Origin of the sequence: Roseovarius lutimaris (assembly GCF_900115165.1) — a bacterium.
Lineage (GTDB): Bacteria > Pseudomonadota > Alphaproteobacteria > Rhodobacterales > Rhodobacteraceae > Roseovarius > Roseovarius lutimaris.
The window spans coordinates 128,237-153,182 of record NZ_FOVP01000001.1 but is presented as its reverse complement, the minus strand read 5'-3'; the positions used below and the strand labels follow the sequence as shown (position 1 = coordinate 153,182).

The 24,946-nt window shown below is 61.5% G+C and carries 22 protein-coding genes; 9 read left to right on the top strand and 13 right to left on the bottom strand.

Annotated features, from left to right (window positions below):
• Positions 1 to 77 precede the first annotated feature (77 nt).
• The 3 genes from BMZ91_RS00710 to BMZ91_RS00700 are packed head-to-tail and all read left to right on the top strand — an operon-like array spanning position 78 to position 5,962.
• Entirely contained in the window at positions 78 to 1,880 is a 1,803-nt protein-coding gene (locus BMZ91_RS00710) for an autotransporter assembly complex protein TamA (RefSeq protein ID WP_245736169.1), read from the top strand.
• A complete protein-coding gene (locus tag BMZ91_RS00705; RefSeq protein WP_245736168.1) occupies positions 1,880 to 5,620 on the top strand; it encodes a translocation/assembly module TamB domain-containing protein in 3,741 nt (1,246 codons plus the stop codon). Before BMZ91_RS00710 ends, BMZ91_RS00705 begins: the two co-directional genes overlap by 1 nt.
• A gap of 3 nt (positions 5,621 to 5,623) precedes the next feature.
• Positions 5,624 to 5,962 carry a TfoX/Sxy family protein gene (locus BMZ91_RS00700; RefSeq protein WP_092833272.1) on the top strand — a complete coding sequence of 113 codons (339 nt, stop codon included), beginning with the start codon at positions 5,624 to 5,626 and terminating at the stop codon, positions 5,960 to 5,962.
• Here BMZ91_RS00700 and BMZ91_RS00695 read toward each other — a convergent pair.
• The 3 genes from BMZ91_RS00695 to BMZ91_RS00685 are packed head-to-tail and all read right to left on the bottom strand — an operon-like array spanning position 5,959 to position 8,975.
• Positions 5,959 to 7,104 (bottom strand): trans-sulfuration enzyme family protein, encoded by a 1,146-nt coding sequence (locus tag BMZ91_RS00695; protein WP_092833270.1) that lies wholly within the window; start codon positions 7,102 to 7,104, stop codon positions 5,959 to 5,961. The genes BMZ91_RS00700 and BMZ91_RS00695 overlap by 4 nt on opposite strands.
• Before the next feature lie 6 nt (positions 7,105 to 7,110).
• Positions 7,111 to 7,854 (bottom strand): maleate cis-trans isomerase family protein, encoded by a 744-nt coding sequence (locus BMZ91_RS00690; protein ID WP_092833268.1) that lies wholly within the window; start codon positions 7,852 to 7,854, stop codon positions 7,111 to 7,113.
• Complete coding sequence (locus BMZ91_RS00685; protein WP_092833266.1) at positions 7,854 to 8,975, bottom strand: anhydro-N-acetylmuramic acid kinase; 1,122 nt, start codon at positions 8,973 to 8,975, stop codon at positions 7,854 to 7,856. The genes BMZ91_RS00690 and BMZ91_RS00685 overlap by 1 nt, the downstream gene beginning before the upstream one ends.
• A gap of 63 nt (positions 8,976 to 9,038) precedes the next feature.
• Here BMZ91_RS00685 and tyrS point away from each other — a divergent pair, with 63 nt between their 5' ends.
• Positions 9,039 to 10,295 (top strand): tyrosine--tRNA ligase, encoded by a 1,257-nt coding sequence (gene tyrS, locus BMZ91_RS00680; protein WP_092833264.1) that lies wholly within the window; start codon positions 9,039 to 9,041, stop codon positions 10,293 to 10,295.
• Between the two features lie 70 nt (positions 10,296 to 10,365).
• On the opposite strand, the gene aroB is transcribed toward tyrS, so the two are convergent.
• The gene (aroB, locus tag BMZ91_RS00675) at positions 10,366 to 11,481 is read right to left on the bottom strand and encodes a 3-dehydroquinate synthase (protein WP_092833262.1); all 1,116 of its coding nucleotides are present in this window, start codon (positions 11,479 to 11,481) and stop codon (positions 10,366 to 10,368) included.
• Positions 11,478 to 12,059 (bottom strand): shikimate kinase, encoded by a 582-nt coding sequence (locus tag BMZ91_RS00670; RefSeq protein ID WP_342741927.1) that lies wholly within the window; start codon positions 12,057 to 12,059, stop codon positions 11,478 to 11,480. The genes aroB and BMZ91_RS00670 overlap by 4 nt, the downstream gene beginning before the upstream one ends.
• Before the next feature lie 94 nt (positions 12,060 to 12,153).
• On the opposite strand from BMZ91_RS00670, the gene BMZ91_RS21325 reads away from it, so the two are divergent.
• The 3 genes from BMZ91_RS21325 to BMZ91_RS00660 are packed head-to-tail and all read left to right on the top strand — an operon-like array spanning position 12,154 to position 14,787.
• Positions 12,154 to 12,300, top strand: a complete 147-nt coding sequence (locus tag BMZ91_RS21325) for a hypothetical protein (protein WP_177193750.1) — start codon at positions 12,154 to 12,156, stop codon at positions 12,298 to 12,300.
• Complete coding sequence (locus tag BMZ91_RS00665; RefSeq protein WP_245736167.1) at positions 12,287 to 13,819, top strand: hypothetical protein; 1,533 nt, start codon at positions 12,287 to 12,289, stop codon at positions 13,817 to 13,819. Before BMZ91_RS21325 ends, BMZ91_RS00665 begins: the two co-directional genes overlap by 14 nt.
• The gene (locus tag BMZ91_RS00660; RefSeq protein WP_092833258.1) at positions 13,816 to 14,787 is read left to right on the top strand and encodes a site-specific tyrosine recombinase XerD; all 972 of its coding nucleotides are present in this window, start codon (positions 13,816 to 13,818) and stop codon (positions 14,785 to 14,787) included. The genes BMZ91_RS00665 and BMZ91_RS00660 overlap by 4 nt, the downstream gene beginning before the upstream one ends.
• Here the strand turns inward: BMZ91_RS00660 and BMZ91_RS00655 are convergent.
• Positions 14,724 to 15,542 (bottom strand): metallophosphoesterase family protein, encoded by an 819-nt coding sequence (locus tag BMZ91_RS00655; RefSeq protein ID WP_092833256.1) that lies wholly within the window; start codon positions 15,540 to 15,542, stop codon positions 14,724 to 14,726. The genes BMZ91_RS00660 and BMZ91_RS00655 overlap by 64 nt on opposite strands.
• Positions 15,543 to 15,612: 70 nt before the next feature.
• Here BMZ91_RS00655 and BMZ91_RS00650 point away from each other — a divergent pair, with 70 nt between their 5' ends.
• Positions 15,613 to 16,920, top strand: a complete 1,308-nt coding sequence (locus BMZ91_RS00650; RefSeq protein ID WP_092833254.1) for an HlyC/CorC family transporter — start codon at positions 15,613 to 15,615, stop codon at positions 16,918 to 16,920.
• 21 nt (positions 16,921 to 16,941) lie between these two features.
• Here BMZ91_RS00650 and BMZ91_RS00645 read toward each other — a convergent pair whose 3' ends face one another.
• Positions 16,942 to 18,030 (bottom strand): ABC transporter ATP-binding protein, encoded by a 1,089-nt coding sequence (locus BMZ91_RS00645; protein ID WP_245736166.1) that lies wholly within the window; start codon positions 18,028 to 18,030, stop codon positions 16,942 to 16,944.
• Between the two features lie 161 nt (positions 18,031 to 18,191).
• Between BMZ91_RS00645 and BMZ91_RS00640 the strand changes: the two genes are divergently transcribed.
• The gene (locus BMZ91_RS00640; RefSeq protein ID WP_092833252.1) at positions 18,192 to 18,683 is read left to right on the top strand and encodes a DUF2059 domain-containing protein; all 492 of its coding nucleotides are present in this window, start codon (positions 18,192 to 18,194) and stop codon (positions 18,681 to 18,683) included.
• Here BMZ91_RS00640 and lpxB read toward each other — a convergent pair.
• The 6 genes from lpxB to bamA all read right to left on the bottom strand — a co-directional run bounded on the left by lpxB (position 18,658) and on the right by bamA (position 24,894).
• The gene (gene lpxB, locus BMZ91_RS00635) at positions 18,658 to 19,830 is read right to left on the bottom strand and encodes a lipid-A-disaccharide synthase (protein WP_092833250.1); all 1,173 of its coding nucleotides are present in this window, start codon (positions 19,828 to 19,830) and stop codon (positions 18,658 to 18,660) included. The two genes, BMZ91_RS00640 and lpxB, sit on opposite strands and share 26 nt — an antisense overlap.
• Positions 19,830 to 20,636 carry an LpxI family protein gene (locus tag BMZ91_RS00630; protein ID WP_092833248.1) on the bottom strand — a complete coding sequence of 269 codons (807 nt, stop codon included), beginning with the start codon at positions 20,634 to 20,636 and terminating at the stop codon, positions 19,830 to 19,832. The genes lpxB and BMZ91_RS00630 overlap by 1 nt, the downstream gene beginning before the upstream one ends.
• Positions 20,637 to 20,639: 3 nt before the next feature.
• On the bottom strand, positions 20,640 to 21,434 hold the full coding sequence (gene lpxA / locus BMZ91_RS00625; protein ID WP_092833614.1) for an acyl-ACP--UDP-N-acetylglucosamine O-acyltransferase: 795 nt from the start codon (positions 21,432 to 21,434) through the stop codon (positions 20,640 to 20,642).
• 5 nt (positions 21,435 to 21,439) lie between these two features.
• A complete protein-coding gene (gene fabZ, locus BMZ91_RS00620) occupies positions 21,440 to 21,904 on the bottom strand; it encodes a 3-hydroxyacyl-ACP dehydratase FabZ (RefSeq protein WP_092833246.1) in 465 nt (154 codons plus the stop codon).
• 66 nt (positions 21,905 to 21,970) lie between these two features.
• Complete coding sequence (locus BMZ91_RS00615) at positions 21,971 to 22,564, bottom strand: OmpH/Skp family outer membrane protein (RefSeq protein WP_092833244.1); 594 nt, start codon at positions 22,562 to 22,564, stop codon at positions 21,971 to 21,973.
• Between the two features lie 2 nt (positions 22,565 to 22,566).
• Positions 22,567 to 24,894 carry an outer membrane protein assembly factor BamA gene (gene bamA, locus BMZ91_RS00610; RefSeq protein ID WP_092833242.1) on the bottom strand — a complete coding sequence of 776 codons (2,328 nt, stop codon included), beginning with the start codon at positions 24,892 to 24,894 and terminating at the stop codon, positions 22,567 to 22,569.
• Between the last annotated feature and the right edge of the window lie 52 nt (positions 24,895 to 24,946).

The following is a 24,946-nucleotide window of genomic DNA, read 5'->3' as shown; positions in this document are numbered from 1 at the left end:
ACACGGGTGGCCTTCACGCCGCTGTGATGCGATACATACCTATGCTCAGTGAACCCTTTAACGTGGCAGAATCACATTTGAAACCTTCGCTTTTCGTCGCCCTTTTCACCGCTCTCCTGCCATTTGGCGCAGAGGGGGCCGAGGTTACGTTCACGGCGCCCAATGCCTCGGACAAGTTTACCGACCGGCTGCGCAGCGCCTCGCTCAGCCTGAGCACCGCCGCGCGCGAGGATTCCACGGCGCAGGATCTTCTGGCCGCCGCGCAATCGGATTATGCCCGCCTGATCGGGGTGCTTTATGCGGAAGGCTATTACGGCGGCGTGATCACCATTCGCGTCGATGGCAAAGAGGCCGCCAATATCCCGCCGCTGCGCGCGCCCGCCGAGATCCGCCAGATTGATATCACTGTGGAGCGGCACGACAAATTTCTCTTTGGCATTGCCCGCGTGGCGCCCGTGCCGCCCAATGCAGAGCTGCCTGAAAAGTTTGCCACCGGCAAGGGGGCCCGCGGTGACCTTATCGGAGAGGCCGCGCGCAGCGGTGTGAGCGCCTGGCGCGATGCGGGCCACGCCAAGGCCGATATCACGGACCAGTCGATCACCGCCGATCATGCCGACAAGACCCTTGATGCCGATATCGCGCTGTCGCCCGGCCCGCGCCTGCGCTTTGGCAGGTTCGAGATCGAATCCCCCGCCCCTGCAAGACGCGCCAGTCGCGTGCGCGAATCCCGGATCCGCGCCATTGCCGGGCTGCCCACCGGCAAAACCTTTTCGCCAGAGGCCCTGAACAAATCGGCCGCGCGTCTGCGCCGCACCGGTGCGTTTCGCTCGGTGGTGGTCACCGAGGCCGAGACCCCGAACCCCGACGGCACGCTTGATATCACCACCCGCGTGGTTGACGCCAAACGCCGCCGCGTCGGGGCCGGGGCGGAACTCTCCTCGCTCGAAGGGCTGACGCTGACCGGGTTCTGGCTGCATCGCAACCTTCTGGGGGGGGCCGAACGGTTGCGGTTTGACGCGATGGTCGGCGGTATCGGCGGCAATTCGGGCGGCGAGGATTTTCGCCTGTCAGGGCGCTTTGAGCGCCCCGCCACCATTACCCCCGACACAAGCCTGTTCTTGCTGGCCAGCATCAAGGAAGACAACGAGCCCGATTATCGCGAGCGCAGTATCGAAATCGGTGGAGGTTTCAGCCATGTCTTTTCCAAGACCCTCACCGCCGAGGCCGGCATCTCTTATCTCTATTCCGACATTGAAGACGATCTTGGATCGCGCAGCCTGCAACATTTGCTGTTGCCACTCCGCGCCACCTGGGATCGCCGGGACAACGCCCTGAATGCCAAATCCGGCCAATTTGTCGATCTCTCGCTGAAACCTTTTGTCGGGCTGGAACAGGACAGCGGCAGCGGCGCCCGCCTGTTTGCCGATGCCCGCACCTATCACAGCTTTGGCGCGGCGGACGGCGTAACACTGGCCGCGCGCGCGCAACTTGGCTCGGTGGCCGGGGCAGATATCCGCGAAGTGCCCGCTGACATGCTGTTTTATTCCGGCGGGGCCGGCACTGTGCGCGGCCAGTCCTATCAATCGCTAGGGGTCGATCTGTCGCCGGGTGTGACCGTCGGCGGGCGCTCTTTCATGGGCTTCTCTGGCGAGGTACGCGCAGATGTGACAACCTCGATTCAGGCGGTAACCTTTGCCGATACCGGCTTTGTCGGCCAGGATTCGTTTGGCACCGGCAAGGGCGAATGGCATAGCGGGGCCGGGATCGGCGCGCGCTACATGACCGGCGTCGGCCCGTTGCGCGTCGATCTTGCGACGCCTCTGGACGGTGACGCAGGTCGGGATTTTGAACTCTATATCGGGATTGGACAGGCATTTTGATGCGCTTTCTGCTTCTCATCACCCTATTTCTTGGCACGCTCGGCACCCCTCTTCTGGCGCAGAGCGAGGACGCCGATCGCGGCTATCTTCAGGCGCTGATCGAGGACAATCTCTCGGGCGCCGGGCGCGAGGTGCGCATCATCGGATTCAAGGGCGCATTGTCGTCTCAGGCCACGCTCGAAGAGCTTAGCATCGCCGATGACGCCGGGGTCTGGCTAACCCTGCGCGATGTCACTCTTGACTGGACCCGCAGCGCGCTTTTGGCGGGCCGGATCGAGGTCAACCGCCTCTCTGCACGTGAAATCGACCTGCCGCGCCTGCCCAATACCAAGGAAGACCTGAGCCCGGAAATCGCCGAGGCCAAGCCCTTTGCCCTGCCCGATTTGCCGGTCTCGGTGAATATTGGCGAAATCAGCGCCGATACAGTGACGCTTGGCGAGCCTATTTTGGGCCAGGAGGTGGCGTTGCGCCTGATCGGCGGCATGTCGCTCGGGTCGGGCGAAGGCGAGGCCCAGCTTGAGGTGACCCGGCTTGACGAGCGCGGCGCGCTGACGCTTGTCGCGGCCTATGTGAACGACACGCAGGTGCTTACGCTTGATCTCAAGCTGCGTGAAGATGAGGGCGGCATTGCCTCGACCCTTCTCAACCTGCCTGACAGTCCCTCTATCGCGCTTGATATCGAGGGCGAGGCACCGCTGTCGGATTACACCGCCGATATCAGCCTGGCATCGGCCGGTGAGCCACGTCTGAACGGCACCGTCACCATCCGCGCCGATGGCCCGCCAGAGGCGGTGGCGCGCGAGTTTACGGCCGCCCTTGCCGGCGATCTCACGCCGCTCATGGGCCCCGATTATCGGCCGTTCTTCGGCACCGACAGCCAATTGGCGCTGCAAGGTGTGCGGCAGGCCGGCGGCGCGCTCGATATCTCCGACTTCAACCTCACGGCCGCGCAATTCCAGCTTGGCGGATCGCTCTCGCTGGATGCCGCTGGCTGGCCCACGGCCTTTGCGCTTACCGGACAGCTTGGCACTGGCACCGCGCCTGTGCGCCTGCCGATACCGGGGCCTGCGACGCAACTTTCCTCGGCGGTGATCGAGGCCCGGTTCGATGCGGCCCAAGGCGATCGCTGGCGCGCCAATGTCACCCTGTCAGAGCTTGCGCAACCAGAACTGAGCATTCAAAGCGCCACCCTTTCAGGGCGCGGCGCGATCCGGCGCAATGCCCCGCGCGGCGTCTCGGCCCTTGCCGAATTTGCCCTCGACGGTCTGCGCCTGAGCGATCCGGCCCTGGCCGAGGCCGCGGGCGACGCCCTGTCGGGGCATGCCTCGCTTGACTGGACCGAAGGCAAACCGCTGCGCATTCTGGGGCTGCGCGTCCTCGGTGGCACCGCGCGGCTTGCGGCCAAGGGCAGCATCGACAACCTGTCAGAGGGGTTTCCGGTCATCGGCGAGGCCCGGCTTGAGGCCCCGAATCTGGCGCGCTTCGCCGCCATTTCAGGTCAGGATATCGCCGGTCAGGCCAGTGCGAGCATTTCTGGGTCCGGCAGCCTTCTGGGCGGTGAATTCGACATCGAGATTGGTGCGCAAACCCGCGATCTTGCGCTTGGCATCGCCCGGCTTGACCCGCTTCTGACCAGCCCCGGTACGCTTACGCTCTCGGCCAGACGCGATACCACGGGCACCAACCTACGCCGCCTTCTGATCTCGAACGACGTTTTCAGAGCCACGGCCACCGGCCGGTTGAACACCCAAAGCGGCGCGCTGACGCTGGCCGCCCGCCTGAGCGACCTGGCGCTTGCGGACACGCGGCTGGATGGACCGGCCGAAGCCAGTGTGAACGTCGCCTGGCAAACCGGCGGCGACGTGACCCTGACCGGGCTTGATGCGGCCCTGATGGGTGCGCAGATCAACGCCACGGGTACCCTCACACCCGACGCGCCGGGCCTGCCTGCCAGCGGCGATCTGACGGTCGACATCGCTGATCTGTCGCGTTTTAGTGCGATGAGCGGCCAACGTTTGCGCGGCAAGGCGAACCTGACGCTGGCGGGCAATGCCAGAATCCAGGATCAAACCTTTGACATCACCACCGCGCTTGACGGGGAAAACATCGGCACCGGAATCGCCGATCTGGATCGCCTGATCGCGGGCCGGATCGCGCTTGCCGCCAAGGCCGCGCGCACGCCCGAGCGCATCGAGATCGAAAACCTGAGTGTCGAGACCCCGCAACTGTCGCTCAAGGCCGAGGGCGAGGGCGGCGACAGCCCGGTGAATTTCACCGCGCGTCTGGCCAATCTGGGCCTCTTTGCCCCTGATTTCAGCGGCCCTGTCACCGCCGAGGGCCGTGCCAGCCTGATCGGCCAGGATGCGCGTCAGATCGCCCTCGCCCTGAGTGCGCAGGGCCCCGGCGGCACCACGGCGCAGGTTGATGGCGATATTCACGAGCATGGTCAGCGGCTTGACCTTACGGCAAACGGCGCGCTGCCGCTGGCGCTGATCAACGGGATGATCAGACCAAATGCCCTGCTTGGCACTGCGCGCTATGATCTGCGGGTAGACGGTCCGCCGGGGCTTGGCGCGCTGTCGGGGACGGTCACCACCAATGACACGCGCATCGCCCTGCCCGGCACCGGCCTTGGCGTCGAGAACCTGAGCGGCACCGTCACGCTTGCCAATCAACGCGCACAGACCGATTTCACCGCGCGGATGCGCGATGGTGGCCAGGTCCGGATCAGCGGGCCGATTGGCCTGAGCAACGGGTTCAACGGCGATCTGGCGATTGCTCTGGAGGGTCTCGTGGTCAGCGATCAGGAGATTTACACCACCACCGTCAATGGTACGGTCACGATGGTTGGCCCGATGACCGGCGGCGCGATGATTGGCGGCACGCTCACCCTCGAGGAAACCAATATTCGCATTCCCTCGGGGCTTGCGGCCAATTCGGTCTCCCTGCCCGATCTGCGCCATGTCAACGAACCCGCCGCGGTGCGCGCCACCCGGCAACGCGCCGGGATGATCGCGGTCGAAACCTCTGGCGGCGGGCGCCGCCCCTTTGGCCTCAACCTGCTAATCAACGCGCCCTCAAGAATTTTCGTGCGCGGGCGCGGGCTTGATGCCGAACTTGGCGGGCGGTTGCGGCTGGCGGGCACCACGGATGCGGTTGAACCTGTCGGTGTGTTTCAGCTCATTCGCGGGCGGCTCGATATCCTTGGCAAGCGGCTTGACCTGACCGAAGGGCTTGTGAACATGCAGGGCGCGCTTGATCCTTATATCCGCTTTGTCGCCGAAACCACCGCCGAGGATGTAACCGTCATGATCGTGGTCGAGGGCCTGGCCAGTGCCCCCGAGATCAGCTTTACCTCAGAACCCGACCTGCCCGAGGAAGAGGTGGTTGCGCGGCTGTTGTTCGGGCGCGGGCTTGATACGATATCACCATTTCAGGCGGCGCAGATGGCCTCTGCCGTGGCAACGCTTTCGGGGCGGAGCGGCCTTGATGTGGTCGGCAAATTGCGCGGCGCGGTCGGGCTGAGTGACCTTGATGTTACCCAGACCGAGGATGGCGATACCGAGGTCAGCGCCGGCGCCTATATTTCGGACAAGGTCTATTCCGAGGTGATTGCCGACAGCACCGGCAAGCAACAGATCAACCTCAACCTCGATCTCACCAATACAATCACCCTCAAAGGCGGGGCGTCGAACGAGGGCGACACCGGCATCGGGGTGTTTTTCGAAAAGGATTACTAGGCAATGGCTGCGCCGGTGTCCTCGATCCGCAATCTTGGCCCGGCCAGCGATGCGGCCTTTGCAAGCGCCGGAATAACAAGCGCCGAACAGCTGCGTGATCTGGGGCCGGATGATGCCTATGAACGGCTGTTGCAAAGCGGTGCACGCCCGCATTTCATTGCCTATTACGCCATGGTCATGGGGCTTCAAGGGCGTCCCTGGAACGATTGCCAAGGCGCCGAAAAGACGGCCCTGCGCGCGCGCTTTGACGCCATCAAGGCGCGCATCAGCGCCAGCGGTGCGACCCCGAACAGCGAGATCGAGGCGATCCTAAACCGGATCGGAACGGGCACGCGCCGCTAGGCGCCCTCAAGCGCCTGTGCAAGATCGGCAATAAGATCGCCTGCATCCTCAATCCCCACCGACAGGCGCAACAGGGTTTCGGGAATGCCGGTATGCGGCTCGATTGTGTGGCGATGCTCGACCAGGCTTTCGACCCCGCCAAGCGAGGTCGCGCGGTGAAACAGCCGCAAGCGCCCGACAACGTCAAGCGCATGCGCGCGATCGCCCTTGAGCACCACCGACAGGAGCGAGCCGTAGCCACCGCGCATCTGCTGGCTGGCAATCGCATGTCCCGGATCGCTTTCAAGGCCGGGGTATAGCACCGCCTCAACCCCGCCGTGAGCGTCAAGGAACTGCGCAATCGCCATGGCATTGGCGCACATCCGCTCCACCCGAAGCGGCAGTGTGCGCATGCCGCGCATCAAAAGCCAGGCCTCGAACGGGCCGATGATCGCGCCGGCATCGTGGCGATCCATCGCAATCGCCTGCCACATCGCAGCCCCCTGATCGCGGCAGGACAGGACCCCGGCCAGAACATCGGTGTGCCCGTTGATCGCCTTGCTCGCCGAATGCATCACGATATCGGCGCCGTGATCAAGCGGGCGCGTCAGAACCGGCGTGGCGGCGGTGGCATCGACCACGAGAACCGCCCCCGCCTTATGGGCAAGCCCGGCAGCGGCGGCGATATCAACCACCTTGAGCCAGGGATTGGACGGCGTCTCGATCCACACGAGATCGGCGGAAGAGCGACAGGCCTCGGTCAGGGCAGACGCGTCGGCGGCCTCGACCTCTTCAAGGATAATCCCCCGCCGCGCACAGAAATCGCGCACCCATTTGAGGGTGCCCCAGTAGATCCCGCTTTGCACGATCGCCCGCGCGCCATCGGGCAAGGCGCGAAATACCGCGGCCACCGCTGCCATGCCGGTGGGAAACAAAAGCGTCGCCGCCGCGTTTTCAAGCTGGCGCAGAACCTCTTCGGCCTGGCGCACGGTATCGTTCTGATCGCGCCCATAAACGTTGTCGGGGCGCGTCAAACCGTAATCCGGCTCGCGCTGATAGGTGGTGCTCAGGTGAATGCCCGGCACTACGCCACCGGTTTGCTTATCGGTCGCGCCGGCGGCCTGCGCCGCGATGGTGGCCGGTTTCAGCTGGTCGTTTTTCATTGGCTTTCACGCCCCCATATCAAGATCAAACAGTCGCCCCGGCCCCCAGCCGCGCGCCTCTGCCCCGCTCAGGCGCAGCATATCCCAGATCAGCGCCTGATTGGAGCTGATAACCGGCAGGCCAAGCCGCGCCTCGACCGCGTCGATGATGCCAAAGGTCCTGAGGTTGGTGCAACTGGCAAAGACCGCCTCGACGCCCTCGACCTTCGCCGCCGCAAGCATCGCTGCCTCGGTCGAACCTTCGGTGATGCGCGCGACGGTCCAGTCTTCTTTCTGGCCAAAGCTGACCTCGCTCACCACCTCAATCCCCTCAGCCGCAAGAATGGCGCACATTGGCCTGGTGACCTCGGCCACATAGGGCGTGACCATGGCAATCCGGGTGACGCCAAGCGCCTTGAGCGCGGCAATCACCGCCACAAGCGGGTTGGTCACCGCCGTGTCAGGATGCGCCGCGTTGATCAGGCTGGCGACATTTTCACTTCCGATGATGGTTGCGCCAGACGTGCAGGCATAGGCGACCGCGCTCAGATCTTTGGGTAAAAGCGCCGCCGTGCGGGTCATTTCAGGCGCCATCAATCGCAGATCCTCGGGCGTCACATCGGCGCGTGCCGGAATGCGGGTGTGAAGCAGGTTGACGTCGCGGGCGCCAATCACCTGTCGCGCCTCATATTCCAGCGTCTCGTCGGTGCTCAGCAGGATCACCCCAAGCCGCAATCCGGCGCCGGCACCAGCGTCCAATGCATAGTCCATCACCCTGCCCCGCGTGCTTTTGCGCTATTGTCTGGTCTGCTGATCGTGCCGCCCGAGACGGCCGCGCGCACGCCGGTGGTGCTTGCGCAAGAGGTCGGCAATCCGCGCGCCACGCGCACAGCAAGATAGGCAAAGGCCTGTGCCTCAAGCATGTCGCCATCAAGGCCCACGGATTCGACCGGATCAACCGGGCAATCAAGTGCGGCGCGCAGCATATCCATCATCACCGGATTATGCCGCCCGCCCCCCGTCACAAGCAGGCGCGTGGGCGGGCTTGGGCAATGCTCCATCCCGCGCAGGACGGCGGCGGCGCTCATGCCTGTAAGCGTCGCGACGGCATCGGCGTCGCCCAACTCGCCGACCAACCCGATCATGTCGCGAAAGGTGTCGCGATCAAGCGACTTGGGCGGCATGCGCATGAAATACGGCTCGTCCAGAAACAGCTCCAGCGCGCCCTGCGCGACCGTGCCACGCCGCGCCAAGGCCCCGTCGCGATCAAACGGCTCGCCGCGCCGCGCCATCATCAGATCGTTGATCGGCGCATTGGCCGGGCCGGTATCAAACGCCAGAAGCGCGCCAGTCGTTTCCGGGCGGGTATGGCTTGGGTCAACCCAGGTGAGATTGCCGACCCCGCCGAGATTGAGAAAGGCAATCGGTGCGGTGGCGCCGATCCACTTGGCACAGGCGAAATGAAAGAACGGCGCCAGCGGCGCGCCCTCGCCGCCAAGCCGAATATCGGCGCTTCGGAAATCCCAGACCACCGGAAGATCGAGACCGCGCGCCAGAGCCGCGCCATCGCCAAGCTGATGGGTGCCGCGCCCCTTTGGGTCATGCGCAAGGGTCTGACCGTGAAAGCCGACAATCTGCGCGCCGTCGAACCGCCCCAGCACCTCAAGATGCGCCGCCTCGACAAGCCGCGCGGCGGCGTCAATGTCATCGCCGGGCCATTTGCCAAGGGCCGCCGCAAGAATCGCCTGTTCTTCGCTGGTATAGGCCCGGTAAGCGCTTGGCCCGAAGCCATGGATCACCTCGCCATCGGTCTCGATCATGGCCGCATCCACCCCATCCAGCGAGGTGCCCGACATCGCCCCAAGGGCCCAAAGGCGATCTGCGCTCAACATGGCCTTTTCCTTCGCTCATTGTGTCCCTATACATGCCGCGCAAACCAAGCCGGGACAAGCAATATGACCTACCACCCCAAATCAGACTTCATGGCAACGATGATGGCGCGCGGCTTTCTGGCCGATTGCACCGATTATCAGGGCCTTGACGATGCGCTCGTCGCCGGTGTGGTGCCTGCCTATATCGGCTTTGATGCGACCGCGACCTCGCTTCATGTCGGTAGCCTTATCCAGATCATGATGCTGCGGTGGCTGCAAAAGACCGGGCACAAGCCGATCACCCTGATGGGCGGCGGCACCACCAAGGTGGGCGACCCCAGCTTTCGCGCCGAGGAACGCCCGCTTTTGACCAATGATCAGATCGACGCAAATATTGCCGGTATTCAAAAGGTCTTTGCCGCCTATGTCGATTACAACGATGGCCCGACCGGCGCGATGATGATCAACAACGCCGAATGGCTGGATGACCTCAATTACCTCGATTTTCTGCGCGATATCGGGCGTCATTTCAGCGTCAACCGGATGCTGAGCTTTGAGAGCGTGAAATCACGACTTGATCGCGAACAATCGCTGTCGTTTCTTGAATTCAACTATATGATCCTGCAAGCCTATGATTTTCTTGAGCTGAACCGGCGCTATGGCTGTCTGTTCCAGATGGGTGGCTCGGATCAATGGGGCAATATCGTCAACGGGATCGACCTGACGCGGCGAGTGCTGGATCACCAGATTTTCGGCCTGACCTCGCCGCTTCTGACCACCTCGGATGGCAAGAAGATGGGCAAGAGCCAGGATGGCGCGGTGTGGCTGAATGCCGATATGTGCCCGCCCTACGAGTTCTGGCAGTTCTGGCGCAACACCACCGATGCCGATACCGGGCGGTTCCTCAAGCTTTATACGGAATTGCCGGTTGAGGAATGCGAGCGCCTTGGTGCGCTTGAAGGCGCAGAGATCAACGAGGCCAAGGTGATCCTCGCCAATGAGGTGACCACCCTGTTGCACGGCGCCGAGGCCGCCGCCGCCGCCCATGCCACCGCGCGCGAAGTGTTTGAAAAGGGCGGCGTCGGGGATGATCTGCCGACGCTGACCCTGAGCATGACTGATTTTGCCGATGGCGGCATTTCTATCGTGCAGCTTTTGGTCAAGGCGGGCCTTGTGAAATCCGGCAAGGAGGCCAAGCGCCTAATGCAGGAGAATGGCGCACGGATTGACGATGCGCCGCTGACCGATGCCGGGTTGATGATCGCGCCCTCGGCGCTCAGCAGCCCTATCAAGCTGAGCGCGGGCAAGAAACGCCATGCCTTGATCCGGCTGGCCGATTGAAACGGCGAGGGCCCGCACCTTGACGAGCGTCGGAGTTGAGTATTTCAGGAAAGATGAAACGCAGGGCGGTTCAGCCCCGCGCGCGCAAGGCATCGTCGAGCACGGCGCGCACAAGATCGGGGTCGACATCCGAGGTGATGAAAGCCTCGCCGATACCGCGCGCCAGAATAAAGTTCAGCTTGCCCGCAATCATTTTCTTATCCTGGGTCATCAACTCCATAAGACTATCTGCATCTGGTAATTCTCCTGTGATATCAGACAAATCGACCTTGGTCTTCATGTCACGCAGATGAGCGCGCACGCGGCTTGGGTCTTCCTGACTGCACAGCCCCATGCGCGCGGACAGTTCAAAAGCGAGGGCACAGCCGATTGCCACCCCTTCGCCATGCAACAGGCGATCAGAATAGTCAGTCGCGGCCTCAAGCGCGTGGCAAAAGGTATGCCCCAAATTCAACAGCGCCCGATCGCCTTGCTCGGTCTCGTCACGCGTCACGATCTCGGCCTTCATCTCAACCGAGCGTTTGACGGCATAAATCCGCGCCGCCATATCGCCTGCGGCGGCACGTGAAGCATTTTCTTCAAGCCATTGAAAGAATGCGCTATCTCCTAAAAGGCCATATTTGACGACCTCGCCGTAGCCGGCCAGGAAATCTCGGGGGGTCATGCTACCGAGCACCTCTGTATCCGCCAGAACAAGGCTTGGCTGATGAAAGGCGCCGATCAGGTTTTTGCCTTGTGGGGCGTTGATCCCGGTCTTGCCGCCAACCGAACTATCGACCTGCGCCAAAAGGCTTGTCGGGATCTGCACAAAGCGCACGCCGCGTCGCAAAATCGCCGCGGCAAAGCCAACCAGATCGCCGATCACGCCACCGCCAAAGGCAATAACCACATCGTTGCGCTCGACCTTTTGTTTCAAGAGCCATTCAACGGCCTGTTCAAGGTAGGGCCAGGATTTGGTGCTTTCGCCGGGGGGGAGCATAAGCGATTCTGAGGTAATACCTTTACTTTCCAGACCTTTGCGAAGCGTTTCCAGATGAAGCCGACCAACGTTTTCATCGCTGATGATCACCACACGCGGACGTCGCAACAACGGCGCAATCAGCGCCCCCGCCTGATCCAGAAGGCCAGGCCCGATGTGAATGTCATATTCGCGCCCCTCAAGGCCCACATGTACGATTTCGGTCATTCTATGCTCTCCAAAACATCGGGACGCCCAAGCAGCGCCTCTTGCACCTGTCCGGCCATGGCATCAATGGAATACTCCGTGCGCGCCCTGACGGTCAGATCAGCAAGCGCATAAGTTGGAACGCGGGCATCATAGAGCGCCCTAAGCGTTTGGTATGGATTAGAAGTGCGTAACAAGGGCCTGGTATTTTTACCTTTTACCCGCGACCACAGAATGTCCATATCCGCATTGAGCCAGACCGACACCCCTTTTTGCGAAATCAGCACGCGATTGCGTTCAGCCATGAAAGCCCCGCCGCCCGTGGACAATATTGCGCAGTGATTGTCCAGCAGGCGATCAATCACCTCGGTCTCGCGGTCGCGAAAGAAGGCCTCGCCATCGCGTTGAAATATCTCGGCAATTGTCATGTTGGCGGCTTTTTCGATCTCGGCGTCCGAATCGAGAAACGGCACGTCAAGCCGCGCGGCAAGGGCCTTGCCGACAGCGGTCTTGCCTGCCCCCATCATTCCCACAAGAACGACGGTTTTCTTCAAATTCCAATACCTGTCTGCCAACAGCTTTCGGCGCTCCTTTGCCAAATATTGAGGTTTTTCACTGAATGACGTGATCTTGGGCAAAAGGCCAGTTATAAGTTGGGAAAAAGAACACCCCAATGAGGCAGAGGAACCAATGGTGCGACTAATCAAGTGGCTGTTTTATCTGGCCATTCTGGGTTTTATCGCCCTGGTGGCCTATTCCTATATAGGCCCGTTTTTCGGCGCGGATTTCTCTCCGCAGCAAAGCGAGATTCGGCAGGAAATCATTCTTGAAACGAATTAGCGCCACAATTCTCACCGGAATATGGGGTGTGGCCTGCGCCGCGCAACAACCGCTTTCGGCAATTGACTGGCTGGATCAGGCCAGCACCGCCGCGATCACAACCCCACGTCTGATCGCGCCGGTCGAGCCCCCCGTGACCGATGGCGTGGAAACGCCGAGGGTGGCGGTCACGGCACTTGATGCGCCGCGCGCCGATGCGGTTGGTCTCTTGCCAAGCCGCACCACTGGCCTGCCCAAGACGCTCTGGCAGGAAAGCACCACAGAGGATATTCTGCGCCAGTTCGCGCAGCTCTCGGCCGAGCCATTGCCCGCAATTCAGGCCCTGCACTATACGCTTTTGCTGGCAGAGGCGAACGCGCCGGGGGATGCGAGGGGGGATGCGCGATTTCTTTTGAGCCGTATCGCGGCGCTGCGGCGCAAGGGAGCGGTCGAACCTGCGCTTGCCCTGATCGAACGCGCAGGCCCTGAGACAGAACCTCTTTTTGATCAATGGCTTGACCTTGCTCTTCTCACCGGGCAAGAGGATACGCCCTGCCTCGCACTTAGCCGCCAACCGCGGCTAAGCCAAGGTTTCGATGCGCGTATTTTCTGCACCGCACGCAGTGGCGATTGGCAAACCGCCGCCCTGATTTATGACAGCGCCGCCGCCATTGGGGCCCTGAGCGAGATCAACAGCACGCTGCTTGCGCAGTTTCTTGACCCCGAGATGATTGACGAGACCGATCCGCCAAACGTTCCCAAATCCCTGACCCCGCTTCAGTTCCGCCTGTTCGAGGCGGTTGGCGCGCCGCTTCCGACCCGCAACCTGGCACGCGCCTTTGCCATGGCCGATTTACGCGGCACCTCGGGCTGGAAGGCCGAGGTTGAGGCGGCGGAACGGCTTGCGCGCACCGGCGCGCTGCCTGCGGCGCGGCTTTTGGGGTTATATACCGACCGTAAACCCGCCGCCTCGGGAGGTGTCTGGGATCGAGTCAAGGCGATACAGACGCTTGATACGGCACTAGAGCGTGCCGACCCTGCCGCAGTGGCGCGCGCCCTGCCCGCAGCCTGGGCCGCGGCGCAATCGCAAGGCCTTGAGGTTCCCTTTGCCGAGCTTTTCACGAGCCGCCTGGCGGGAATTGCCCTGCCTGACGACATCAAGCTGCTGGCCTTCGAAATTGCTCTTTTGTCCGAAGATTATGAAACCGCCGCTCAAGGGTTTTCCCCAAAAACCAGGCATCAGCACTTCCTGACCGGGCTCGCGGCAGGCGCGCCCGCGATGCCAGAGGCAGACACGACACTGGAACAGGCGATTGCGACCGGATTTGCGCAGACCCACGCCGCGCCCGCCCATCAGCCCCTGTTGGATCGTGGCCAATTGGGCGAGGCAATCCTGCTCGCCACCAGAAAGTTTGACCGTGCCTCGGCAAGCGGGCGCGAAGAGATCGGCGATGCGATTGCCACTCTGCGTGCCGTCGGGCTAGAGGATACGGCCCGTCGCGCGGCCCTGCAACTGCTGTTGCTGGATGGCGAGAGATGAGCGGCGATCACGGCTGGATTTCGCTGTTTCTTGAAGCCCAGGCCGCTGAACTGGGGGCGGCGAACAACACGCTTCTGGCCTATGATCGGGATCTGCGCGATTTCCAAGACTGGCTTCATGATCAGGGGCTTAGCCTAAGCACTTCATGCCAATCGGACGTCGAATCCTACCTCGTGCATTGCGATGAACAAGGCCTTGCCCGCGCCACCCGTGCGCGCCGCTTGTCTGCCATTCGCCAGCTTTATCGCTTTGCCTTTGACGAACGTTTGCGCGCCGACAATCCGGCCATTCGCATCAAGGGGCCCGGCAAGGCGCAACGCCTTCCCAAAACCCTGAGCGAGGACGAGGTTGGCCGCCTGCTTGACGCTTCGCTTGATCATGGTCGAAGCCCCGCCGATCAGGCGCGAAACGCCTGTCTCATGGCGCTGCTTTATGCCACCGGCATGCGTGTGAGCGAACTTGTGTCGCTGCCCGTCGCCGCCGCGCGGGGCAATCCGGCGCTGCTTTTGATCAAGGGCAAAGGCGGAAAGGAACGCATGGTGCCCCTGTCGCCGCCCGCCAAAGAGGCGCTTGCCAATTGGCTCGCGCTGCGTGATCGTGATGAAGAGCTTGCGCGGATCAAGGGCGTTGCGCCCTCGCCCTATCTCTTTGCCTCCAGAGGCACGTCAGGACATCTTACCCGCCACCGATTTTATATGCTAATCAAAGAATTGGCGGTAAAGGCTAATGTTTCTCCGGCCAAGGTAACACCGCACACCCTGCGCCATGCCTTTGCCACGCATCTCTTGGCCAACGGTGCCGATCTACGCGCGATCCAGACGCTTTTGGGCCATGCCGATGTGGCCACCACCGAGATCTATACCCATGTGCTTGAGGCGCGGCTTCAATCTCTGGTGCAGGATCATCATCCCTTGGCGACGGCGGCGCGGCGCAAGGCAGGCGGTAAAACCTCTTCCGAGGGCCAATAGCCCGTCATCACCGCCGCATCATAGCCTTGGGTCAACCCCGCCGCCGTCATCGCACCATGAGCCGCCGCATGGTCATAGGCCAGATCATGAAATACAACGCCGGATGCATCCAGAATGCCGAACTGCGTCTCGGGGCGCCCGTGGTTCGGCGGCATGCCGATGGCCCCGGCGTTGACCCATGTCACATCACCAAGCTGGCGCTGAAACGCGATGCCGGAGTGGCCGCCGATAACCATATCAATTCGCCCTGTAAGCGATTGTATCAGATCAATTTCTTCTTGAAATTCGGCCTCCGGCGATACCGACCACAAAAATCGGCTTATGTCGCTGATCCCACCGTGCAGCACGACACAGCGTCGGCCCTCATGCTGAAACGTGATCATGTCTGGCAAGCCGCCCATCCAACGCCGGTCGGGCGCGCCAATCGCGCGATCCGCATGTGCGAACCAAGCCCCCGACAGTACATCGCATCGGGTGTCCTTTTCAAAGCCACAGCCGCAATTCATCGCGTTACCGGCAAGCTGTTTCTCGCAGTTTCCGGCCACCACCGGACAGCCGAGTGCGCGAATTTCATCAACCGTCTCAGAGGCTTCGGCGCAATAGGCCACAAGATCACCGGTGCAAATCATCCGCTCCGGTGGAATGCACAGCCCCGGCGCGCGCGCGATCAACTCCCGCAGCGCCGACAGGTTCGAGTAAGGGCCGCCAAAAACCAGCACCGGCCCCGTCAGCACACCTAAATCCCGGACATCCATGCCGTATCATCCCTTGATTGACGCGCCTTGGCACCCCATAACCCATATGACTAAAAGGACATCTGCGGAAATGGAAGCCACCACACCAATTCTTGATTTTGCATTCTGGATCACCAGCGGGGCCATTTTGACCCTGCTGGTTCTGTCCGCCTTCTTTTCGGGAAGCGAAACCGCGCTCACGGCGGCGTCGCGCGGCAAGTTGCGCGCGCAGGCGGAAAAAGGATCGACCGGGGCGGAATGCGCGCTCAATATCACCGAGGATAACGAGCGGCTGATCGGGTCCGTCCTGTTGGGCAATAACCTGGTCAATATCCTTGCCACATCGCTTGCCACCGCGCTTTTCACCCGCATGTTCGGCGAAAGCGGCGTGGCCCTTGCTACCCTGGTGATGACGCTTCTGGTTCTGGTCTTCGCCGAGGTGCTTCCCAAGACCTACGCCATCACCAATGCCGAGGCGGCTGCTGCGCGAACTGCGCCCGTTATCGTATTGGTTATAAAGGTATTTTCCCCAATCGTGTCTGCCGTTCGCTTGTTCGTGCGCGGCGTTCTTGGCCTGTTTGGGGTGCAGACGGACCCCGATAGCCATATCCTTGCCGTGCGCGAGGAAATTGCCGGCGCGCTTTATCTCGGGCAATCCGAAGGTGTGGTCGAGAAAGAAGACCGCGACCGTATCCTTGGCGCGCTTGATCTAGGTGAACGCGCGGTCGAAGAGATCATGTTGCACCGCTCTGGCATTGAGATGATTGACGTCGACGCCGATCCCGACGCCATTCTCAACCAATGTCTTGAAAGCAATCATACGCGTCTTCCACTTTATCGCGATGACCCGGACAATATCATTGGCGTGGTCCATGCCAAGGACCTGTTGCGCGCCATGCACAAGCTTGTCACCGGATCAACATCAAGCGCCAAGGCCTTGAGCAAGTTCGATATTACCAGCGTTGCGCGCAAGCCCTACTTTGTGCCGGAAACCACGACGCTGGACGATCAGATGCGCCAGTTCCTGCGCATGCGAAGCCATTTCGCGATTGTGGTCGACGAATACGGAAGCCTTCAGGGGCTGATTACGCTTGAGGATATTCTTGAGGAAATCGTGGGCGAGATCACCGATGAATTTGACCCCGATGCCGAACATGCGATCCGCAAAAGCGAGGATAATCAGCTTCTTGTCGAAGGCGCGATGACCATCCGCGATCTTAATCGCGCGACCGACTGGAATCTGCCGGATGACGCCGCCAATACCGTCGCCGGGCTTGTCATCCACGAGGCGCAGATGATTCCCAAAGTCGATCAGGTCTTTATTTTCCACGGCTTCCGGTTTCAGGTGGTGGCGCGCAAGGACAACCGGATCACCAAGCTTAAGATCGGCAAAATCTGACGCGATACGCGCACCCGGAGGTTAATCTTTCTGAACAGGAAAGACGAAACAACGATCCCGCCGCAGCATAAGCCAAAGTGGCGTGCCGGGATTGGGCAAGAACACATTTGGCACCGACGCCCGCAGGATCGACCCGTCGTGATCCATTCTGAACTCCACCAGGCTTTCCGAGCCGATAAACCGCGCGCGCACGACCACGCCGCGCGCGGGCGTGCCATCCTGAGGCGTGGGGTTGGGGCCGCGCCCGCCGCGATCAAAGTCGATCTTGATATGTTGCGGGCGAATGACAATCTCGACCTCTTGCCCGTCGGGCACGCCCGGGGCCAGGAAATGGCCAAACGGGGTTTCGGTCAGGGCCCCTCGAACTGTGCCGCGTATCACGTTGATATCGCTAAAAAACGCAACCGCGCTGCGGTCTACCGGGGCGTTGTAGATATTATAGGGCGCGCCTTGCTGAACGATCTTCCCGTTCCGCATCAAAGCGATCTCATCGGCCATGCGCATTGCCTCTTCGGGCTCGTGCGTGACCAGCAAGACCGCCGTATCCTCTTCGCGCAGGATATCCAGCGTTTCATCGCGGATGCCATCCCGCAGGCGGTTATCAAGCCCTGAAAACGGCTCATCCATCAGCATGATGCGCGGGCGCGGCGCAAGCGCACGGGCAAGCGCCACGCGCTGTTGCTCGCCGCCCGAAAGCTCGTGAGGATAGGCGTCAAGATAGCGCCCCATGCCGACCCGGTTAAGCAATTCCTTAACCCGCGCCGCCATCGCCGCCTTGTCACCGCTCAGGCCAAAGGCGACGTTCTGCGCGACGCGCAGGTGGGGAAACAGGGCAAAGTCCTGAAACATCAGCCCGATATGGCGCCGCTCGGGGGGCACGCGGAACACCGTGTCGCAGATCAATTCGCCATCGACCCAGATCTCGCCCGCGTCCTGCATTTCAACGCCGGCGATCATTCGCAAGGTCGTGGATTTGCCACAGCCCGAGGGCCCAAGCAGACAGGTCACCTGCCCCGGCATCACCCGGAGTGAAACATCGTCAACGACGGCGCGGCCCTCGTATCGGCGCACCATGTGTTTGATTTCTAACCGGGGGTCTTGCGTCTGCACCGGGGCCTCATGTCTATCCGATCAAATCTATCGGATTTTGTTTAAAGCCAGATAACAACCCTGGGCCGCCTTCGCAAGGCATCACGCAGAGGTGGTGCATTGACAGCACCCGATCAAGGTGGTGTCATGCAGCCGATTTAATCCACCGGAGTTGAAACACAATGCGTTTTCTTATCGCGGCCGCGACGGCCCTTTGCCTTGCCCTTCCCGCCTATGCAGAAACTGAGGCAGAGGCCCGCGAGGCCCGCGTGGCAGTCGCGAAGGACTATGTCGAGGCGACGATGAAAGACATGGATATTCAGGATTTCATCCGCCAGCTCTGGACCCCGATGATCCAGCAGATGGCCAATAACCGCCAGCCGATGTCGCCCGAGCAGATCAGCCAGATCGAAACGCTGTTTTCGCAAGAGCTGACCGAGCCGCTGACCAATGTCATGCTTCAGCAGGACGAGATCATGGCCGATCTGATGACGCTCGAAGAATTGACCGCGCTGCGCGATTTCTACATGTCCGAACATGGCCGCGCGGTGATGCGGAAGATGCCACAGCTCGCGCAGGTTCAACAGCCGATGATTTCGGCGGTTCTGCAAAAGGCGATGCCGGTGATGATGCCCAAGATCGAGGCGATCACCGTTCCCGCGGACGCCAAGTAGGGGCGCGTTTCAAAACGGCCCGGGCCGCCCGAAGGCCCGGCGCCTCACCGCCTTTACCAAGGCGTTCAAGCGTGGTGTCCATCGCCGCGATCTGGGTGCCGGAATCATCCATCAACCTTAGTAAAGCGGGCGCAATGAGGTCCGCGCGACAGGCTTTGCCGATGAATTCCGGCACGGCACGGGTCTCGCTCACCAGATTGACCAGCGTCAGCGTATCAACCTTGAGCATGCGTGACATCACTGCGCGGCTCAGCCAGTTCATGTCATAGGCGATCACCATCGGCGTGCGCGCCGCCGCCAGTTCAAGCGAGACCGAGCCCGAGGCCGCAAGCGCCCAATCGGCGGCATGAAAGGCGCAGGCCTTTTGCGCCGCAAATGCTGCGGTTTGGCCGGTCTCCGGGGCAAGAATCAGCGGTGCGATCGGCCAGTCGCGGACCCTCTCGCGCACCATGGGGGCAAGAGGACCGAGGGTTGGCAGGACAAGCCGCACCTCGGGGCGTTCGGCCGCCAGCCGGGCAATCACATCGCCAAAGACCGGGGTCAGGCGGGCCACCTCGGCGCGGCGCGATCCCGGCAAAACCATCAAAAGCGGTTGCCCGGTCAGACCGTGACGGGCGCGAAACCCGGCCAGATCGGCGGCACTTGGGTGCGGCTCGGCCACCACCGGGTGGCCGACAAAATCGCAGGCCATCCCGGCGGCGGTCATAAGCGGCGGCTCGAACGGCAAGAGCGCCAGCACATGATCGATGACCCGCGCCATTTTCGCGGCCCGCTCCGCCCGCCAGGCCCAGACCGAAGGCGCCACGTAATGCACCGTGTGAACAGCACTTGCGGCCTTGACCCTGCGCGCGACGCGAAGGCAGAAATCAGGGCTGTCGATGGTCATCAGAATGTCGGGCGCATCTGCAAGCACCGCCTCGACGGTCTGGGTCAGGCGGCGTTTAAGTTGCGGATATCTTGGCAAGATTTCGGCAAGACCCATCACGCTCAGCTCTTCCATCGGGAACAGGCTTTGCAGGCCCTCGGCCTGCATCAACGGGCCGCCAACGCCGGAAAATTCGACCTCGGTCAGGGATTTGAGCCCAGCCATGAGCGCCGCCCCAAGCCTGTCGCCAGAGGCCTCGCCCGCGATCACGAACACCCGCATCAGAGCGACCGGGTCGCAAGGAAAAGCCCAGAGTCGGCGAGAGCCGCAAGGGTCTTGTCGCGTTCTAGGATCATCACGCGCTCTGGCTCGATCATCACCCCGGCAAGCCCCGCCGCGGCAACCGCCTTGATGGTCGCGGGGCCGATGGCGGGCATGTCAACGCGCAGGTCCTGCCCGCGCTTGGCCGCCTTGACAAAAACGCCGGGGGCCGTTGGGCGACAGGCGGGATCGGTCGCGGCAACAAAACGCAAAAGAGCGTCGGTGCCCTGCGCGGTTTCGATCCCAAGACATTGCCCGCCCGCCACAACACAGCCCTGCCCGATATCGAGCGGCGACAGCGCAGCGAGGATATCGGCGGCGCGCGCGGCGTCCATTTCGGCCGTCGCATCGGGGCGGGGGCCAAGGCAAAGCCCCTCGCGGGCCGTCAGGTCAGGCAAAAGCTCATGCGCGCCAAGAACGTCAAAGCCCTGCGCCTCGAACAGCGAAATGACGGCGCTCAAAAGCGCGTCGTCGCCGCCCTGCATCGCCCTCATCAGATTTGGCGCGAAGGCCTTGGTCTCTGCATCAAAAACCGCCGGATCAAGCGTGGGACGCGCAAGGTTGCCGGCCAGAACAACTCGTGTGACGCCTGCGCCCTGAAGCCGTTCAATCAACGCGCCGAGCTTTTCGAACCGATGCTCCTCTGCCTCTGCCCCCAGGCCATGCGGCACGCCGATAAAACAGATCAGAACCGCATCCGGGTTGCTCTGCGCCAGGGCGACGGGCAAGGCCCCGCCACATGCCAGGATGGCCAGCCGCCCGGTCATCCGCTAACTCTTTCCCGGTGTCAGATAGGTGCGGTCACTCTGGCTGGTGACGAAATCAAAAATCTGGCGGACATAGGGGCTGTCGGTTTCCTCGCCAAGGCGGGATGCGCGATCCTGAAACGTGCCCTCGCCCTGTGCCAGCATCTGAAAGGCCGCCCGCAGAGAGGTGATATCAGAGCGCGACGCGCCCCGGCGTTTCAGGCCCACAAGGTTCAGCCCGTCCAGAACACCGCGCGGCGCCTGCACAAGGCCAAAGGGAATGACATCATTCGTCACCATCGTCACCGCGCCGATGATTGCGCCCTGCCCTATGCGCACGAATTGGTGCACCCCCGACAGCCCGCCGATGATCACGTCATCCTCGATGATGCAATGCCCGGCCAAGGCGGCGCTGTTGACCAGGACCACGCGGTTGCCGATCTGGACATCATGCGCCACATGGCACCCGGCCATGAACAGCCCGTCATCGCCAATCCGCGTCACACCACCGCCACCGCGGGTGCCGGTGTTCATCGTGACATGCTCGCGGATGCGATTGCGCGCGCCGACCACCAACCGTGTCGTTTCCCCCTTGAACTTGAGATCCTGCGGCACCTCGCCGATGCAGGCGAAAGGAAAGATCACCGTCTCGTCGCCGATAACTGTGTGCCCGGCCACCACCACATGCGACTTGAGCGTCACCCTATCACCAAGCCGCACATCCGAGCCGACATGACAGAACGGGCCAATCTCACACCCCTGACCGATAACGGCACCCGGCTCGATAAAGGCGGAGGGATGGATCGCTGTCTCGGTCACCGGGATCACTCTTTGGGAAGGTCCATCATCGCTGTGAAGTCTGCCTCGGCGGCCATTTCGCCCTCGACTTCGGCCATGCCGCTGAATTTCCAGACCTTGCCACCGGGCTTGCCCCGCACGGTCTTGAGGTTCATTTCAAGCACGTCGCCCGGCACCACCATGCGGCGGAACTTGCAATTATCAATCGCCATGAAATAGACCAGCATGTTGCGGTCTTCCATGCCAAGCGCCGTGCCCACCATGACCGCGGCGGTCTGGGCCATCGCCTCGACAATGGTGACCCCGGGCATGATCGGCTTGCCCGGAAAATGGCCCTGAAAGTGCGGCTCGTTCATGGTGACGTTCTTGATCCCGCGCGCGCTTTGATAGCCGTCGATATCGACCACCTTATCCACAAGAAGGAACGGATAGCGGTGCGGGATAAGCCGCTGGATCAGATGGATATCGGCGGATTTTAACGGCTCGGTCATGGATAATCCTCTTTGCGTCGGTGTGGTCGCGTCCCTGGCAACCGGGAACGGTGGGGCAACACGGGCCTAGTCGCCCGGCGGTTCGGGTGGTGGCAAGGTGCTGCGGGTCGGGCCACTTGCCGGCCCCTCGCCAATCTGCGCGTTGACCCGTTCGATGGCAAGGTCCGTGATGTCCGCCACCCCAGAGCGCAACAGAATCGCGCGCACATCCATGATCACCACGCCGCCTGAATCGCTCAGGATATCGGCGAGAACCGGCTCGATCACGCGCATGAACTGTAGCGGTGCAATCTCACGCTTCCGCTCAAGGTCGCGTGACATGCGTTCGCTGTCCTGCCGCAATTGCTGGACCTTGCGGTCAAAGGTGTCGGCAAGATCGCTAAACTCTTCCGGTGGCAGGGTCGGGCGGCGCTCGGTCAGCGATTTTTCCTCGTCTTCAAGCTCTGCTTCGACGCGGCGATTATACGCAACCAGAACGTCGCGCTCATCCTGAATATCGGCAAGCAGGCGTTGACCATAGATTGTCTCGCTCATCAGCTTCTCAGGATCGAGAACAAGGATATCGCTTTGCACGACGCCCGTTGGCTGCGCCGCAACCGGTGCCGCGACAACGCCAAGCAGCGAGATCAGGAACCCCGCAAGGGCAAGGCTCCGCCACATGATCAGAACTCCGTTTTGACCGTCAGATCAAAGGTCTGCTCGAAATCGCCGGGCTCTTTCTTGATCGCGTTGGAAAAGTTCATCCGCAACGGGCCAAACGGCGACGACCAGAACACTGAAAAGCCGATGACATGGCGATCATTGAACCCGGATGAAGACACCGGTCCCGTCGCATTCCGCTTGTCGATTCCCCAAATCGAGCCGATGTCATAGAACGCGCCACCGGTAATGCCATATTCATCCGGCAGACCGAGCGGAAAATCCGCCTCGAATTTAAGAGCCGCGTAATAATCACCGCCCAAAAGCTCGCCATTCTCCGACGGCCCGATGCCGTTGGGCTCGAACCCGCGAATGATCTGACTGTTGAAGCGATTCAAGAACCGGCTGTTCTGACCGTTCGAAAATTCGATTGCGCCGCCTTCAAGAATGGCCCGCAGGGTCACATCTTCGTTCATGACCGTGGTCTGGCCAACAAGGCGTGCCGTGCTCTTGATATATTCGTTGTCGCCCCCGAGCCCGGCAAACTCCTGACCGAAGGACAGCAAAACACCGGCGTTCGGGTTCAGCCCGGTGCGCCGTGTGTCATAGGAAAACTCATAGCCCACCGCGCTTGTCCACAGGGCGCCCTGATTGATCTCGGACTGAAGTATCCCCGATACGCCGGTGTAATCCGTCATATCTTCATAGGTGGCATTGTAGAAAACCCCGAGGCGGCCGTTTTCGCTGACCGGGAAGGTCAAGCTTGGGCGAAACGTACCGATCGTGGTGTCAAACAGGCTGTTGTCGCTATCGGTTTCCTGGAGGGCGAAATCAAGACCAAAGGCCACATCACGCCCCAGAAACGCGGGTTCCACAAAGCCAAGATTATAGTTGATGATATCTGCGCTTGCCGCAATCTGCGCGGTCAGCGCCTGACCGCGACCGATAAAGTTTCGCTCGCTAAAGCCAAGCTGAATACCAGGGCCGCTATTGGTCGAGAAACTGACGCCAACCGAAACACTGCCGGTCGTGGTTTCCTCGACATCGGTCTCGATCACAACCTGGTCGGGGCGCGAGCCTTCGCGTGCATTAACGTTGACATCCGAGAAAAAGCGCAGCGCGCGAATGCGGTCCGCGGCCTGGCGGATGGCGCGCGGGTTGAAGGGGTCGCCTTCCACAACGTCGAACTGGCGGCGGATCACACGGTCAAGCGTCGTGGTGTTGCCCTCGACATCAATCCGTTCGATGAAGATACGCGGGCCACGCGTCAGGACAAACTCGACATCAAGCGTCAGGTCACGGTCATTGCGGGTGATGCGCGGGTCAACCCGCAGGAAATCAACCCCGTTCTTGATTGCCAGCCGCTCCATCCGGGCGATAGAGTTCTCGACCAGCGTTGGCGAATAAACCACGCCGGGGCGTATCTTGAGCGTGTCGTGATATGGCTCGGCCTCGACACCATTCATGTCGCTGACCGTTGATATTTCTCCAAACCGGAACTGCTGGCCTTCCTGAACGTTGAAGCTCACAAAATAGGCATCCCGCTCGCGCGCCAGTTCGGCATTGGTGCCGGTGACCCGGAAATCCACATAACCGCGCGAATTGTAGAAATCGGTGAGCACCTGTTTGTCGAACAAAAGGCGATCCTCGACAAAGGTGTCCCTCTCGATCAAAGCGCGTAAAAGGCCGGTTTGCTTGCTTTCGATCACCCGCCGCAGGCGACGATCCGAATAAGCACGGTTGCCGACAAATCCGATGCGCTGAACCTCGATTTTGCTGCCCTCGAAAACCTCGAAGACAAGATCAACCCGATTGTCGCTGCGGCGGATCACCCTCGGGGTGATACGGGCCGACACGCGACCATTCTGCGCATAGGCCTCGGCCAGGGTCGCGGCATCGCGTTCGGCCTGGGTCGGGCTATAGACCTGACGCACCCGGCTTTTGATGAACTCCTCAAGATCTTCATCCTTGAGCTTTCTATTGCCCTCAAAGGCAATCCGGTTGATCGTCGGGTACTCGGTCACACGGATCACAAGGCGATTGCCCTGCGGCACCACTTCGGCCTGCTCGAAAAGACCGCTGGCCAGAATTCTCTGATAGGCGTCGTTCAACTCGCCGGCTGACACGGTCTCGTTGCGGGCAATCCCGGCATAAGACAGAATCGTCGAGGGCTCGATCCGCTGATTGCCCTCAATCGTGACAGAAGAAAACCGATAAGACTGGGCCTCGGCCTGCCCCGCGCTTGCCATGACCGCAACCCCAAGCAAAACCGCGCATAGGGCGCCCTTGATGCTCATGAAGAAAGAAAAGAGCTGCTGGCGCGCCCGCCGGTCAACTTCAAAGTGATTCATTGCTCAAACCCAGTCAGACATCTCATTGACGATGTCAGTACCCGGTCTGTCT

Bases quoted from the DNA above. Each gene is read 5' to 3' on its own strand.
- BMZ91_RS00705 (WP_245736168.1), top strand. From the start codon at position 1,880: ATGCGCTTTCTGCTTCTCATCACCCTATTTCTTGGCACGCTCGGCACC.
- BMZ91_RS00700 (WP_092833272.1), top strand. From the start codon at position 5,624: ATGGCTGCGCCGGTGTCCTCGATCCGCAATCTTGGCCCGGCCAGCGAT.
- BMZ91_RS00695 (WP_092833270.1), bottom strand. From the start codon at position 7,104: ATGAAAAACGACCAGCTGAAACCGGCCACCATCGCGGCGCAGGCCGCC.
- BMZ91_RS00690 (WP_092833268.1), bottom strand. From the start codon at position 7,854: ATGGACTATGCATTGGACGCTGGTGCCGGCGCCGGATTGCGGCTTGGG.
- BMZ91_RS00685 (WP_092833266.1), bottom strand. From the start codon at position 8,975: ATGTTGAGCGCAGATCGCCTTTGGGCCCTTGGGGCGATGTCGGGCACC.
- tyrS (WP_092833264.1), top strand. From the start codon at position 9,039: ATGACCTACCACCCCAAATCAGACTTCATGGCAACGATGATGGCGCGC.
- aroB (WP_092833262.1), bottom strand. From the start codon at position 11,481: ATGACCGAAATCGTACATGTGGGCCTTGAGGGGCGCGAATATGACATT.
- BMZ91_RS00660 (WP_092833258.1), top strand. From the start codon at position 13,816: ATGAGCGGCGATCACGGCTGGATTTCGCTGTTTCTTGAAGCCCAGGCC.
- BMZ91_RS00655 (WP_092833256.1), bottom strand. From the start codon at position 15,542: ATGGATGTCCGGGATTTAGGTGTGCTGACGGGGCCGGTGCTGGTTTTT.
- BMZ91_RS00650 (WP_092833254.1), top strand. From the start codon at position 15,613: ATGGAAGCCACCACACCAATTCTTGATTTTGCATTCTGGATCACCAGC.
- BMZ91_RS00640 (WP_092833252.1), top strand. From the start codon at position 18,192: ATGCGTTTTCTTATCGCGGCCGCGACGGCCCTTTGCCTTGCCCTTCCC.
- lpxB (WP_092833250.1), bottom strand. From the start codon at position 19,830: ATGCGGGTGTTCGTGATCGCGGGCGAGGCCTCTGGCGACAGGCTTGGG.
- BMZ91_RS00630 (WP_092833248.1), bottom strand. From the start codon at position 20,636: ATGACCGGGCGGCTGGCCATCCTGGCATGTGGCGGGGCCTTGCCCGTC.
- fabZ (WP_092833246.1), bottom strand. From the start codon at position 21,904: ATGACCGAGCCGTTAAAATCCGCCGATATCCATCTGATCCAGCGGCTT.
- BMZ91_RS00615 (WP_092833244.1), bottom strand. From the start codon at position 22,564: ATGTGGCGGAGCCTTGCCCTTGCGGGGTTCCTGATCTCGCTGCTTGGC.
- bamA (WP_092833242.1), bottom strand. From the start codon at position 24,894: ATGAATCACTTTGAAGTTGACCGGCGGGCGCGCCAGCAGCTCTTTTCT.